General features: G+C 61.2%; 11 protein-coding genes. 4 read left to right on the top strand and 7 right to left on the bottom strand.

Annotated features, from left to right (window positions below; all coding sequences use genetic code 11):
* The first annotated feature begins 77 nt into the window (after window positions 1-77).
* The gene (locus tag HMPREF1022_RS04975) at window positions 78-695 is read left to right on the top strand and encodes a hypothetical protein (RefSeq protein ID WP_009302169.1); all 618 of its coding nucleotides are present in this window, start codon (window positions 78-80) and stop codon (window positions 693-695) included.
* 76 nt (window positions 696-771) lie between these two features.
* Here the strand turns inward: HMPREF1022_RS04975 and HMPREF1022_RS04970 are convergent, their stop codons facing one another.
* The 7 genes from HMPREF1022_RS04970 to HMPREF1022_RS04940 form a co-directional block, all read right to left on the bottom strand.
* Complete coding sequence (locus tag HMPREF1022_RS04970) at window positions 772-3,396, bottom strand: hypothetical protein (protein ID WP_009302166.1); 2,625 nt, start codon at window positions 3,394-3,396, stop codon at window positions 772-774.
* Window positions 3,396-4,706 (bottom strand): hypothetical protein, encoded by a 1,311-nt coding sequence (locus HMPREF1022_RS04965; RefSeq protein WP_009302164.1) that lies wholly within the window; start codon window positions 4,704-4,706, stop codon window positions 3,396-3,398. The genes HMPREF1022_RS04970 and HMPREF1022_RS04965 overlap by 1 nt, the downstream gene beginning before the upstream one ends.
* On the bottom strand, window positions 4,663-6,651 hold the full coding sequence (locus tag HMPREF1022_RS04960; RefSeq protein WP_009302163.1) for a hypothetical protein: 1,989 nt from the start codon (window positions 6,649-6,651) through the stop codon (window positions 4,663-4,665). Before HMPREF1022_RS04960 ends, HMPREF1022_RS04965 begins: the two co-directional genes overlap by 44 nt.
* Entirely contained in the window at window positions 6,641-9,385 is a 2,745-nt protein-coding gene (locus HMPREF1022_RS04955; RefSeq protein ID WP_009302162.1) for a transglycosylase SLT domain-containing protein, read from the bottom strand. Before HMPREF1022_RS04955 ends, HMPREF1022_RS04960 begins: the two co-directional genes overlap by 11 nt.
* Before the next feature lie 3 nt (window positions 9,386-9,388).
* Window positions 9,389-10,039, bottom strand: coding sequence for a hypothetical protein (locus HMPREF1022_RS04950; protein ID WP_009302161.1), 651 nt, complete (start codon window positions 10,037-10,039; stop codon window positions 9,389-9,391).
* A 1-nt stretch (window position 10,040) separates the two neighbouring features.
* Entirely contained in the window at window positions 10,041-12,131 is a 2,091-nt protein-coding gene (locus tag HMPREF1022_RS04945; RefSeq protein ID WP_009302160.1) for a hypothetical protein, read from the bottom strand.
* Window positions 12,132-12,278: 147 nt separating this feature from the next.
* A complete protein-coding gene (locus tag HMPREF1022_RS04940; RefSeq protein WP_009302158.1) occupies window positions 12,279-12,851 on the bottom strand; it encodes a hypothetical protein in 573 nt (190 codons plus the stop codon).
* A 71-nt stretch (window positions 12,852-12,922) separates the two neighbouring features.
* On the opposite strand from HMPREF1022_RS04940, the gene HMPREF1022_RS04935 reads away from it, so the two are divergent.
* The 3 genes from HMPREF1022_RS04935 (at window position 12,923) to HMPREF1022_RS04925 (ending at window position 13,937) form a co-directional block, all read left to right on the top strand.
* Window positions 12,923-13,174 carry a type II toxin-antitoxin system RelB/DinJ family antitoxin gene (locus tag HMPREF1022_RS04935; protein WP_009302157.1) on the top strand — a complete coding sequence of 84 codons (252 nt, stop codon included), beginning with the start codon at window positions 12,923-12,925 and terminating at the stop codon, window positions 13,172-13,174.
* A gap of 3 nt (window positions 13,175-13,177) precedes the next feature.
* A complete protein-coding gene (locus tag HMPREF1022_RS04930) occupies window positions 13,178-13,447 on the top strand; it encodes a type II toxin-antitoxin system YafQ family toxin (protein WP_009302156.1) in 270 nt (89 codons plus the stop codon).
* Between the two features lie 115 nt (window positions 13,448-13,562).
* Complete coding sequence (locus HMPREF1022_RS04925) at window positions 13,563-13,937, top strand: hypothetical protein (protein WP_008686471.1); 375 nt, start codon at window positions 13,563-13,565, stop codon at window positions 13,935-13,937.
* Window positions 13,938-13,972 lie beyond the last annotated feature (35 nt).

Below are 13,972 nucleotides of genomic sequence, written 5' to 3'. Positions count from 1 at the left end.
GTTTCCGTGCCCCTCGCCCCTGCCAAATCTATACGTGCTTGCTTGTCAAAGCCCCCAAGGCCGTTTAAAATTAAGCCATGAAAAGACTTGTGGGCTGTGCGCTGCTGGCGCTTCTCCTTTTGTGCGTGATTGCGCCGGTGGCTCGAGCGGACACCTCTGCGCCCTCGCAACAACCAGGGAATTATATTCAGATCGGTGTGTTTGAATCTGCTTTTGCAGATAGACCAGGCCTAACCCCACAAGATATAGATGAATCACCGTATATCACAGAACAAGTGATGCTGTCAGAGATAAAAAACAAAAAGAAGAGTATAACTCTAACCATTATTTCTATTTCAATTTTAATATTCATTTTTATATCAATGCGATACTTTTATATAATAAGAGAAAGAAAAAGTTTTAAAATTCTAATTAATTTTTTACTTATCGTAATAAGTATATTTTTTATTGATATAATACTTATAGATCATTCATACAAAGAAATAGAAGCAAGTATTGCTACTGAATATAGTCCATACATTCAAGAGTTACGTGAAAAACAAAACCAAAAAATCAAATTTCCAGTAATGGAAGAAATTTTTTCAACGCAGTCAACTAAGCCTTCCCCAAAAAAGAATCAGAACAACGACGAGCTCCGTAATCTCGAAGACAGAATCAAGGATTTCAAAAGAACCATTGATAGCCTTCTCAACTAGCTTTGAGTTCCCTCGGATTTCATGGGGCTCTCTTCTAGACGGAGCCGAAAATTTCTACAGGAGCCTCCCGAAGCTTCTACCGGAATCCCCCACCCCGCCGGATGAATTGCGACGGCGGAAAAAGAAACTCCTGCCCGAACTCCTTTTTCATCTTGCGTTCCGTGCGTCGCAGGGTTCCCGGCGACATCATTTCCCGCACATGGTAGAGCAGCATCCAGTCCAGGGCGGCGCGGGTGTACCAGAGGTTGATGAAGGGCGCGTTGCCCATGGCCAGGCGCAACGTGTCCTCTCCGGCATCGGCCATGTCGCCGCGCACAAGCTGGCCGCCCAAGGTGGCCGCGTCACCGATGAGCCCGCCCAGCGGCCCCACTGCGGTTTCCGCAAAACTGTTGCCGAAACGGTTGACCTTGCCGAAAAGGATGTCCCCGAAAATGCCCGCTCCGCCGGACTGCATCGCGGCGGCCAGCCAGGTTTCCTTGTGGGCCAGACTGCGCGGCTTCCGCCCCTTGGCCAGATCCTTGAGCGTCATGGACGCGTAGCCAAAGGCCACTGAACTGAGCACAAAACCCATGAGTCCGCCCATATCCCGCGTCAGCGCATCCCCGACCGCCCCGGGCAGATTGCGCGGGCCGTAGCGCATGCCTTTTTGCAAATCGCCGCGTACCCAGCGGCGGCCGCCAAGCACGCGCTGCATGTAGGCTATGGGGAAGGATTTGAACTGCATTATGGCCCGCCAGATTTCGCCCGCCCCGGTTCCGGGCCGCGTGCCCTGGCGCATGATGGCGCGGGTAGCGTCGTCCGGCTCAATGATGGCAAAGGCGGTTTCATCGGCCAGCATGGCCATGCTGTCAAAGCGCAGGCTGTCGCGGATACGGGCCAGCTCACGCGCCTGGACGTCCGGCGGCGCGTTCTTCGCATGCTCCGGCAAGAGCGGCGCAAGGTCGGCGTCCGTTAAGTACGCAGCGGCTTCCGGCGTGAAGTAGGCCTTGCCGTCCTCGGCCTGGTGGCTCATTTTGCGCATGGCCTCCCAGCGTTCCGGATCCACCCCGTGGTATTGCAACATGGCCCTGCGTGGTCCGTCCAACTGATCGAAGGCCTTGCCGGACGCTTCTCCCAGGTGCTCCGACAACCAGAGCGTATAACCCGCCTTGCCGCGCTCGGTGATCCAGTTCAAACCGCTCCAGCGGAAGAGCTTGTCCTGAAGGTCGGCCAGCACTCCCGGCATGCCGCTGGCGTCATCCCAGCGGGCAACGATGTCGCCGCGCACATGATCCAGAAAGGCCCCGCACTGTCGGGCGACGTCCTTTTCCTTGCCGCTGAATCCCTGGATATACTGGGCAAGGCTTTTCCCTATAGCCCCGGGCCATGTCTCGCCGTTGACGCGCATGGATGCCGCCTTGGTGAATACGTCGGCAATGGCCGAGAGGGACGCGCCGCCCAACTTGGAAAGATTTTGCGACGCGCGCAACACAGCCCCGACTCTGGCCAGCGTGGGATGCGCCGCCCAGTTGGTTTCTCCTGTCAGCTCCGCCAGCCATGCGGAAACCCTGCCCTGGCGGATGATGCCGCCGGAAAAGGCATTGTCCAACTCCCGCATCTGCCGCGCTTTTTCTTCGGGAGTCAGGACGGCGTTGTCCTTGAGCGCGCGCTTTTCATGAGCCAGAAGTCTTTCCAGCGTGTACTGCGGATTTGGCCCCAGCCGTTCCATGAGGGCCAGGGCCCGCGCGTCTTGCTCCAGATGCCGGAGCATGGCGTCGAAAATGTTGCCGCGTCCGTAGGCGTCATGATACTCCAGCGCGCCTTGCGCGTCCTTGAAATGGAGCACGCGGCTCTTGCCCATGCCGGACGCCAGATTGCGCGGGCCGGGGACGGAAGCGCCGCCGCCCGTGAAGTCGCCGGGCATGTGCGGATTCCTGCCCATGGTCAAGGTATCGTACACGCCGTTAAGCAACTCGCGGGCACGGTTTGCGTCCACCAGGCCCACGCCGTCGAAAGTGCGCTCCAGATCAAGACGGGGCAGCATGAAATCAACCCATTTCGCGCGCCCGGCCTCGCCGCCCGCCATAAGCTTATAGGGATCATGGGTCTGCGGCGTCCAGCCGTCCAGTTTGCCGATGTCCGCTCCGGCGGCGTTGAGCCGGACGCGGCTCTGCTCCGTGTAGCGGCTGAAGATGTCGGCAATGGCGCGAGCGTTTTTGTCGCCCGTGCTGTCCGGTTCGCGCATTTCGCGGAATACGCTGTCATGAAAAGCCTTGTCTTCGCGCATGAGGCGCAGGGCCGCGCCGTTGTCGACGGCCTCCAGTTCGCTCAGCATGGGTGATGCCCAGGATTTGAAGATGCCCTGCCGCAAGGCGGATACAGAACGACGCGCTCCGTCAAACCGTCTTGAAATGCCCACCATCAGGGCTTGAATGCCTTCCATGGCCGAAACTCCCTGGGCCTTGGCGGAATCAACGAAGCCCGCAGCCTCGCGGAACTTGACCAGCCCCAGGGCAGTGCGGCGGCGCTGTATCGCCCGCTGGCGCGCCAGACCTTCGGCGGTGGCGCTCCAGGCGCGGGAAAGGTTTTGCGGCGTCAGGTCGCCGGAGGCTTTCAACCGGGCTTTTTGCTCCAGCAGCATGTCCACGATGTCGAGGGCCTCCAGCTCAGACGCCCCGGCCTGTTTAACGGCGGCAATGCAATCATTTTTATTCAAAGCCATTATGCAATCCCCCACACGCATTCGAGAACAGACTGTCCCCATTCATCATAGTTTGCGGCGCGAGCCTGCCGGTCAGCGGCTTCCGCCAGATGGGCCGCATCTTCCGCGTCCAGCTTGCCCTGCGCCTCAAGATCGCTAAGCCGCGCTTCCACATCGGCGTCGACGGCGGCCTGGTTCTGCGCGTCCGCAGCTTCCGCCGCTTCGCCACGTGCCCGCTCCGGTGCCGGCGGGAAATCGTCGGCTGTCTCCACAGCGTAGTTGACGGCAGAGCCGGTGGCTTCCGATGCAGGTTGGCCATCAAGGGGAAAATCGCGCATCAGATTTCCGGCCTTGTCCGGCGCCTGCGACTCCCGCAACACCGGCCCCACGTCCACGGGCCGCCCGGCGCTCATATCCGCCAGAGCCTTTTCCTGGGCGCGCATGATGTCGCGCTTTTCCCGCCCAGCCAGACCGGCCCGCAGCAGATCGGCGTCGTCATTGCGGGCCGAGTCCACACGACGGTTGATTTCCCTGGCGCGCAAATCGTCCTCGGTAGCCAGCATCCGGTCCATGGTCCGCGCCACCTCCGGCGAAATGCCTTCCAGATCGCCCTGCCGCGTCAACGCCCGGTAAATCCGCGTCAGCCAGCGCGCGAACCGTTGAAATGTGGTGGTCAATACGGGGGTGGGGGCTTCGCCGCGCCGGAAGTAGTCTACGATCATGCTCGCGAATTTTTCATGCGCATCCACAGGCACGGTCTTGGCTGCGTCAGCGTCCGCGCCAATGGCCTTGGCCACATCCCGCCAGCCTTCGCGTACCCATGCCGGAGCATTGGGTTGTTGCGCCGCGTCGCGCAGATTTTCCAGGAAGAAATGCCCGGCGCCCTCGTGAATGACTGTGGAAATGTCCCGCTTGCCTTTGAACAGGGCAATGAGCGCTTGGCCGTCCTCGGGCCGGAAGACGATGGCCCCGCGCGCGTTGGCCGGATCGCCGTCCGCGGCGTGGAACAGAATCCGTCCGCTACCGTCATTGACGCCCAGCTTTTCCCGGAGTATGTTCATCACATCACCCCGATTGGTCCGGTGTCCCAAGGCTTCTTCGGAAGTGTCTCTGCCCGGTGCGAGCCGATCGGGGTCAAGACCCCGGTTGGCCGGTCCGGTGTACAACGTTTCCTTTTTGGAGAGCGGGTCCCGGTATAACCAACCGGGGTCGATTATTTCCGTCAGCTCATGGTCATAAAAACGATTCCCGTTATCATCCTCGCGCAGCACAAAGCCCACTACATAGTCATTTCCGTCCAGCCTGACCTTGTTCGCAAAAATATGCGACATGAGGCCGGCTTTTTTTCTCTGTGGTCGCAACATGAATGCCGCCTTCCACAATCTGCGGAATGAAGGGCACGGAACGGGCCAGTGGTTCATCAAATCCATGCGAAAGCGAGTTTTCGATACCCTTGGGCGTTACCCGCACATCCCATCCCGTATCCGCATTGGAGACAGTTGTATCTCTGGAAAAATGTTCTTTGGCCCATTCTTTGATATTCTTGCGTAGATTCTTCTTGTCGGCCTCAATCTCCTTCCCCTTGCCGAACCATTGCGAGCTGTCGGCCTCCAGGGTGGGCATATCCGCGAAGCGTTGGGGAAGGGGGCGCACCATGTCGGCGGGCTGATACAGCGCCCGGCCCGTGTCCACGCCTTCGCCCGTGGCCAGATAGTTTACCATATCGTCCAGGCTGGAGCCTTCCGGCAAAAGCCCGCGCCGGGAAAGCTCCGAAGCCAGACCGTCATTGCTCAGGGTCGCGCGGTCCTTGGCCTTCCCGCCGCTGGTCTTGGCAAACACGCCTCGCCCGTAACGCTCCTCAATGGCCCGTACAACGTCCTGGCCATAGCCCTCACGGATAGCCGCGCGGTCAAGCTGCCCCCAGACGGCGTCGGCAATGGGGTTCGCGCCCCGTCCTTCGCCTGTGGCTTGCCGCAAGTCCGCCGCTTCGCGTCCGGGCGCGTCATATAAAAAGCCCTCGCGTACTGCGGCAAATTCTTCCGGACTCATCTGCCGGAAACCCGCAAGCCTGTGCTCCAGCCACTGCCCCGGCTCCATGCCGTACATGGGGGCCATGACCTCGGCGTGCGCGCCCAGCACGTCACTGAATGATTCCGCCTTCTGGGAAGAGAACCCGGCATCTTCGAGCTGCTTCTGAAACTCGGCTGTCCAGATGCGCCAGCGATCACGCCGGGCGATGCCCAGATCAACTTCATCAAGGAGACCGAAAAAAGTCTCGGCACGTGTCGCCAACGACGCGCCGGGCCCGCCGTCGCGTCCGACCCGGCTCAGAAAGAAGTCGTCCGGGTTGTCCTCAAAGGCATGCCAGCCGGAATTGAGAAAATTATTGTCCAGCGCGCCGGACTCCGTCGTCACGGCCAAAGCCGCTTTTTCCCGTACATCGGCCTCACGCAGCAGTTCCGCGTGCCGAAGCAGCGCCCGCTCTGCCAAAAGTTCTTGCGCCTGGGCTCGGCGTTTGCCCAGATAACCGCCGATGCCGCCGCCCAGGGCTCCCAGCCCGCCACCCAGGGAAGCACCGAAGGCAGTGTCCAGCATCACGTCGACAAAGCCCACGTCTTCGCCCCGGGCCGCCAGATCGGGCAGAGTCAGCGCGTCGGAGAGCAGTGCGCCCGCAGCGCCCTCCACAATGCCCGCCTTGGCCCCGGCTCCGATGGCCGCTTTCAATCCGGCCTTGCCCAGCAAAGAAGCGGCCCGCACGCCGCCGCCCAGGGGCAGAACGTTCACCGGGTCCGGCAGGCTGCCCAGCAACATGGCCCCGAAAGCCGCCGCTTTCACGCCCGGACCGTAGGCAGCGTCGCCGTTGGCAATGAGTTCTTCCCGGAAGCGCCGCTCATCGTAATTTTCCGACAGGATGCGAGCCCGCGTGGCGGTCATGTCCGGACGATATTGCACCCCCTTGCGATAGTAAGGAGACGCCTTCCACTCATCTTCCGGTATAGCGTGCGCATGACGCAGTTCCGGCATATCCGGAAAGGAGCCGAACATGTCGCGCGCTTCCCGCTGCGGCAGATAGTCGGGATCATACGTGCCCTCGGCCTTTTCGGCGTCCAGAATGGCCTGCTCTTCCAGCACGCGCCCGGGGATGGTCCGGTCAAAGGCCTGGGCCACATGCTCGCCCAGGTATTCCCCGGCGGAAGGTGTCGGCATCAGGGACATTTCGTCCAGTTTCCGGAGGTCGAATGGTTTCTTGTGTGCAAAGGCCAGCTCAAAGATCATTTTCGTCTTCCTCTTCCTCCGAAAGCGCGGCGGCCAAGGCGTCGTTCAGGTCAACCGTCACAGGGCTCCCGTCTTGCCAGAACACGGGATCGCCGGTCCAGGGATCAAGAAGTGATGCGGACAAACCGTTATTACTGGACACAAAAACGCCTTCCCGCGCCAGTGCGCGGCGGTTGGCCATGGCTGTGCGGTCTTTTGCGGCGTCGCCGCTTTTGGGGTATTCCCGCATCAGGCGGGCAGCGATCTCTTCTCGCTGGCTTGCCAACGCAGTTTCGGCATCACTGGCGTCAATATTGGCATTTTTCGGGATCAACAGCAGACAGTTGTCGCTTGTCTCCGAAGACCATGCCTTGTCCAGTGCGCCGGGTTCCATGCCCAGCAGCAAGGCGTTCTGAACGGTTGCTTCCATGTTTTTTGCCAAGTCCCGAAGAACTGTATTTGTAGGGAACTTTCGCGCCATGCCGTAGAAAAAGCTCATGGCACTGGAATTGGCTATGGCATCCCTGGCATTCTTCTTTGCGTCTTCATTTACATTGGGGATATCGGACGGCTTAATTTCAGCGGCTGTAAGCCAGAGTCCAGAATCCTTGTCCGGCAGGATTGGCAGTGCCGGAGCGATAGCCACAACCGATTCCGGCATCTTCATTTCCGTCAACATTCGCTGCGAATATATGCCACCCTGCTGTTGTAATCCCCGGAGGTTCTGAAGCCTTCCCTCCGGCGTGGTCTGCTTGTCATACACCGCGCGCAGGCGCGTGCTCTCCGCGTCCGGGAGCACGCGCGGCGTGAAACCTAGCCCCTTCCCCGTTTCCTCCTGCAAGGCGAGACTGCGGCGCACTCTCTCCTGAAAATCCATTTCTCCCTGCATGGCGGGCAGGATCGCCACGTATCCGGCCGGGTCCTTGATAAAAGCGCTTTTTCTTTTCTCCATCACGGAATCCACTTTCTCGCGCATGGCCACGACAGCTTTAGCGTTGCCCGGCGTGATCAGAGCATCCAGATCGTTCTTGGCGGCAGCCGCCTGCTCCAGCAACGGCAAGCCTTGCGTCCCGTCCAGAGCCGTGCGGGCCTGTTTGGAGACGGCAAGTTTTTCGGACAGCTCTCCGGCTTCCTTATGCGCGCCCATGCCTTCCAGCTTGGCGACGGTGGCTTCAGCGGCCGAAAAATCACCTTTGTCCATGCCGTAGGAGATTTGATTCTCAAAGGCTGATGCGGTAAGTCCCGCTTCCAGCACTCGTTCCCGGCGCGCCGTCCTGATTTGACCCTGATACTTCAGCCGGTCGGCCGGCGTGAGTCCGGCCAGGGCGGGCGCTTGCCGATCTTGCGGGACATACAGGCGTTCCTGGTCCTCGTGCAGGGTTTTGGCGTAGGCGGTGGCATGCTCCGCCGTGTCGAAAATGCCCAGATGCTTGCCGGTCTTCCGGTACTGCTCCACGGCCTCTTCGTTGGAAAGGATTTTGCCGTCGTCGCTGACGGTGGGGAGCAAGACTTCCTTGCCGTCGAAATTGGCGGACATGCTGCGTACTGTGCTGATGGTGCCGTCGGCATTCTTGACCACGGGCCGGTTGAACAGGTCGATATTCCCGGCCTCAAGCCGGCCTTCCGGCTTCTCCGTGGCACTGCTCTGTCCCATCCTCCGCAGCACGGCCGGGGCATAGTCGCGGGTTTCTTGCGGCAATGCCGTCCCGGACTTCAACCAGGCGTCGACACTACCAGGCCCGGCGTTGTAGGCCATGAGCGCAAGTTCCTGATTGCCGTTGTATCGCTCCAGCATCCGCTTGAGATATGTCGCGCCGCCGCGCACATTCTCCCCGGCGTCGTCGGGGTTGACGCCCAACTCTTTGGCCGTTTCCGGCATAAGCTGCATGAGCCCGCGCGCCCCGGCTTTGGAAACGGCATCTTGCCTGCCCCCGCTCTCCTGGGCCATGACGGCCATGACCAAAGCCGGATCCAGCCCTTGAGCTTCAGCTTCTTTTCGAGCCAACGCCGCGACATCCGCCGGGAGTCGCCCAGAAAATCGCCCGCCCCCACCGCCTGGGCCCCCCATCAGCCTTTCAGCCTCGTCATAGCGCCCGTCAGCCAGCATGCCGTCCAGACGCCCCTTGGCCGCCAACGAATCCAATTGCTGAAACATCTCCCGGTTGTCCAGGCCGGGCCGCATGTCTTTGATGCGTCCCTGCAACTGGCCAAGGTTGTACGTGATTAGTTCGGGATTGTCGTAATTCTTGGCTACCAGCGTTTCAAAGTGGGCGAGTTCGCCTTTGAGCACGGAGCCTTCCCAGGCTTCCTTCTGCTGTCGGCCGTAGGCCTGCCCCTGCTCGGTGAAGTGCAGGCCGGTAGCCACGGCTTGCCGCGCAAACATCTGGCGGAAGCGTCCGGAGAATTGTCCGTCCTCCAAGTGCCGCTGCATGGCTTCGTCGGCGAAGCTCCTGAAATGCTCTCCCGCGTTGATGGCGTTCTGCCCCTGGTGTTCCGCCATATATCGGTCGCGCTCGGCGCTCAGATCGCCTTGCATACGCAAAAGCGACTGCGACACCCGCGTGGTTTCCCGGCTGACATACTCCCTGATGCCCGTTTCGGTGAGCTGCATGCCCGCCTTGAGCATGGCGTCGGTCAGATCGGCGGCGGCGGAGCGCCCGGCGTCGCGGATCAGGGGTTGGGAAAAGCCGGGATCAACGTCTCCGGCCTGAATATGCCGGGGCGGCGCGCTGTACTGCTGAATGCGGATGGCCATGACTTACCTCCTGCTTGCTTTGAGGCCATTGCGGAGAATATTTCCGGCCTGAAGGTTTCGCAGCACGCTTTGACTGCCGCTGACAAAGCCTTTACCGGCCTGGGTCACATCGCCCCCGCCGCCGAATCCACCGGCCAGGCTGTAGGCGCTGATGCCGGAGACCAGGCCGGATACCCCGGCGGTGAGCAGGGACTGCCCCAGGTTCTTGACCGTGGAGCCGTACCAGGAGGCCGCGTTCTCGTAATTCTGGGCGCTGGCCTGCCGGGCCTTGACGTTCTCGCGGGTTTCCCATTCTCCCACGGCTTTCTGGTAGCGGTTGGCCCCATAGTCCGCGGCGAAGCGGTTGGCGTTGCCCTCCAGGGAAGCCGCCGCGCTGCCGCTGGACATGTCCACGCCCAGCGCGCCGAGGTTGGCCACGTTTCCGGCCTGTACGTCGGCGTATTCCCGGCGCAGGGCCGAGCGCTCGCGGTCCAGGTTTTCCGCCTCAATGCGGCCTTTCTCAGCCGTGATCTTGGCCTGATTGCGCGCGGCCGCCGCATTGGCTTCCAGCTGGGCCTGCTGGTATTTGGCCTGGCGGTTCTGCTGCCGCGTCTGCGACAGGCTGGAAAGGGCGGAAAGCCCGCCCATGGTCAACGCAAGCGCGGTGGCGCCCATCTTAGAACCCTCCCTTTCCGGAATACGGAGAAGCATCCACGGCTGTGGAGATGGCCAGAACAGTCAGCGGCGCAGGGCTGTTCACTTCCAGGACAAGCGGCGACTCGTCGGCCCAGCCGCCGCAGACGTCCAGGGCAAGGTCTGTCCCGTCGCTGAAAAAAGGCTGCGTCCGGAACGCCCCGGAGCGGATATGTCTGTCCACAATAGGGGTAAGGTTTCCTTCCAGCCCGGCCAGGAAGGACATACTGCGGTAGGTTCGGAGCCGCACGGCGGAAATTTTGCGGTTGTGCATCATGCTTGAGCCCTGTTGGGTCTGAATTTCAGGCAGATTGGGCACAAGGCGCGACGTGTACGGCAGGCCCGCATGCACGCTGGACGCGGGCCGGGGCAGGGTCAGGCCGCCGTCCGCATCCACTGCCAGGCCGTCAATGGTTCCGCCGTCGGCAAAAACCTGAACCGTGCGTCCGGCAAGATGATCAAGCCCGCTGAACCGCGTGACCGCCGCGCCCTGGTAATTGAGCGCGCTGTCCAGGAAATAGGCTTCCGCCAGCTCATCGGAGTCAAAGAAGCTGTCCAGCCGTTCCACGCAAAGCCCGCAACCCCGCCGCACCAGAAACCAGGTCTGGTCGTCGGGCGTGCCGGGCATGGCGGCCACGTCCTCAAAGCGCCCGTCCGTGTCGTGGCGGTGCCAGCCCATGACGTCCTGTTCCGGCATGTAGGTGAGTCCGGCCAGGGTGCCGTCGGAAAGCGCGCACCAGAGCACGGCGTAGGGCTCCTGCTGGAAGGCCCAGGCCGTCACGACCGCGTCGCGCAGGATGTGCCGGGCCAGAATGGTAACGTCCTGGCCCAGATATTTGTCCGCGCTGTAATTGTAGGCGAACTGGCGCACAGCCTTGCCGCCGCGCTGGAGGTAGAGCACGCCGCCGCCCACGGAAACGGCCGGGGCCGCGTTGTCGCCGCCGTTGGCGGTCTGCATTTCAAAGCTGACATTGGAGGGCGTCAGGGCCACGCCCTCACCGGCTGAAAGCGTCCATTCGCTGCCTTCGGTGCCGAAGGTCAGGGACTGACGGTCCGGCTGCAGCCAGACGATGCGGTTGGCCTGGGTGGCGGCCAGGGTGGCTTCAATGGCGTCGTCATCCTTGGGCGGGGTGGACGCGGCCATGATTTCAAAGTCACCGGGGCGCGAGAGCCAGATGGTAATCGGCTTGTTGGCCGTAGCGGCCCAGCCCAGGCGTTGCTGGTGAAAAAAGACCTGTGAAGGCCAGTCGCCTTCCGAAGCGAACGGATTCTTGTGCTCGGGCGGCGTGTCCTCGGTGTCCGCGCCGATGTTCTCATCGTCAAAGGAACATTCCGCGTCGGACCTGCCGATATAGCCGAACACGCCGTATTTCTTTTTGTACACCCGATAGTAGGCCGCACCCTCCACGGCGGGCCAGGCGGCGCGGATGATGTAGCTCACGGAATTGAGGGCCTTGGCCGTGATGCTGACCTCGGCTCCGGCGCCGGATTCCTGCCCGGTCTTCTCATCCACGGCCGTAACGGCATAGGTGTAAACGCGCGTGGCGTTGTCGCCATTGTATCCCCGGTCGATGACCTGCAGGCTGACGTTGTCGGGAGCGGCGATGGTCGGCACAAAGGCCAGCTCGCTCCAGCGCCAGTCGTCATCGGCATGGCGGGAGAGCCTGCGCGGGGCATAGCCCTGATGGGCGAGATAGACCACGTCCGCGGATTGGGCAAAGCGCAGCTCGTGCAGGTCGCCGACGGCATAGGGGGATTCGAAAACCTTCGGCTTACCGTTTTCATCCGCCACCAAACGGCCATCCGGAAGCCAGACGCGCAAGGTTTTATCTCCGAATTCCAGCATGCGCCCTTGCGTCGCGGAAAAGACAAAGGGAATCAGGCGCGCCGCGTCGCCGTGCGCCATGCCTAAAAAGCGCGTGCCGGGCCTGCGCGTGACGCCGCCCTGGGGCATGGGAACAAAGTTGCGCATCTCGCGCGCGCCGGTGCCGTAGCGGGGCTGATCCACCCTCCCGCGCATCAGGGGGGTGATCTCGCCGCCGTTGAGGACATTCTGAATGTGATATAAGGGCATATCAAACGCTCCTGTAACCCTGCTGTCGCCATCCGTAAGGCTCGAAGACTCGCCGACGGCTGCCGCAGCGGGGCTGATCCACCCTCCCGCGCATCAGGGGGGTGATCTCGCCGCCGTTGAGGACATTCTGAATATGGTAAAGGGGCATCAGAAAACCATCCGCTCTTTAAGGAAGGAGGACCGGCAGACGCGTTCGGGCCGCTGCTGGACGTCATTTTCCACTTTGGCCCGGTCCAGGGCACGCTCGAACATTTCCAGATAGTCGCGGGCATTGCCGCCGCCCTGCTGCACGTAGGGGGCGATCTCCAGGGCCACGCGCCAAGCCAGGGCATCGGCGAAAGCGTCCGGGAATGATGCGGCTTCGGAACTGACGTAACTGACAATCACGGCGGCGGCATCCGCTTGCAGGGCATCTCCGGCCAGGGCGTAGCAAATATGCTGTTCCCCGCCGTCCGCCGCGGCAGTCACCACCCGCAGGCAGTCGGCGGGCAGGGGCCAGGCGTAACGCCAACCCGGCGCCGGGCTTTCCGTGCCTCGGGCCAGGGCCGCATGCCGCATGGCGAAGCTCCACGGATGCAGGGACAGGCAGTAGGTCAGGACCCGGTCATAAGCGGCGGCAGCCGTTTGAGCCGCGGGCGCATCCTGAAAAGCGGCGGTGACACCCTGGGCCCCCACGCGCATGAGGGCCGTATTGATGATGCTGGTACGGTTGTGGCGCATAGCTAACTTCCCCTGTTCAGATCTTGCCAATAGCATACAAATGAATTACATTTTTCAAGGAGGTGAACATCATGAACAATCTTGTACAGGCGCGCGTGGATCCCGCCCTGAAGACCCGAGCGGCAGTGGTGCTGGACGAAATGGGCCTCTCGGTTTCGGACGCGGTACGTATTCTTCTGACGCGCATCGCCCGCGACGGACGCTTTCCCCTGGAATTGATTCCCAACGCCATCACTGAGGAAACGCTGGACAAATCCGCACGCGGCGAGGATGTCCACACGGCCGCTGACGCTGACGATCTTTTCAGACAATTGGGCGTATAAGACATGCGCGTTGCGTATTCGGGCCGGTTCAAGCGGGACGTGAGATTGGCGCAACGGCGGGGCAAAGACATGGGCAAGCTCAAGGAAATCATGTTCCTGATCATGGAAGGCAAGCCTCTGCCGGGACATTGCCGTGAACATATGCTCGCGGGCCCATGGAAGGGCGTTATGGACGCCCACGTGGAACCAGACTGGCTTTTGCTCTACACGCGCGGCGACGGCTTTGTGCGTTTTGAGCGCACGGGCAGCCATGCGGATCTGTTTGCATTGTGAGTATGCCCCGCCCACGCGCACAAGGGCCGCAGTGCTGCCGATGCGGTTCTGACGCATGAAACTCTTCTGTTGGCAAGGGTTGATATTATAGCTAATCTGGGGCATCGGAGGCCGCATGCTGCTGTTTGACACCGGAAAGAAGCTCGAAAAGGCGTTCACCAAGGAACAGTTCGACGCGCTGGTGGAGGTGTTGGAAAAACGCGACGGTTCGCTTGCCACCTCGCAGGAAGTGAGCGACGTCAAGACCAACCTCAAGGGTGACATTACCTCCGTCAAGACGGAACTGCGCGAGACGGAGTTGCGCCTACAAAAGGAAATTGAAGTGGTGCGCGGCGAAATCAAGAACACGGAAATGCGCCTGCTGAAAGAAATCGAAGTGGTGCGCGGCGAAATCAAGGGCACGGAAATACGCCTGCTCAAGTGGCAGATCGGCGGCTGGGTCGCTTTGGCCGCCATCATGGCCAAGGGTTTCGGCTGGCTGGGTTTTTGATTACGCATCTTTCCCCCATCTCGCGGTAGCCGTTA

The organism is Desulfovibrio sp. 6_1_46AFAA (assembly GCF_000224635.1).
GTDB classification, from domain to species: domain Bacteria; phylum Desulfobacterota; class Desulfovibrionia; order Desulfovibrionales; family Desulfovibrionaceae; genus Desulfovibrio; species Desulfovibrio fairfieldensis.
The sequence above is the reverse complement of the archived record's forward strand: the minus strand, read 5'-3'. Positions and strand labels throughout refer to the sequence as shown.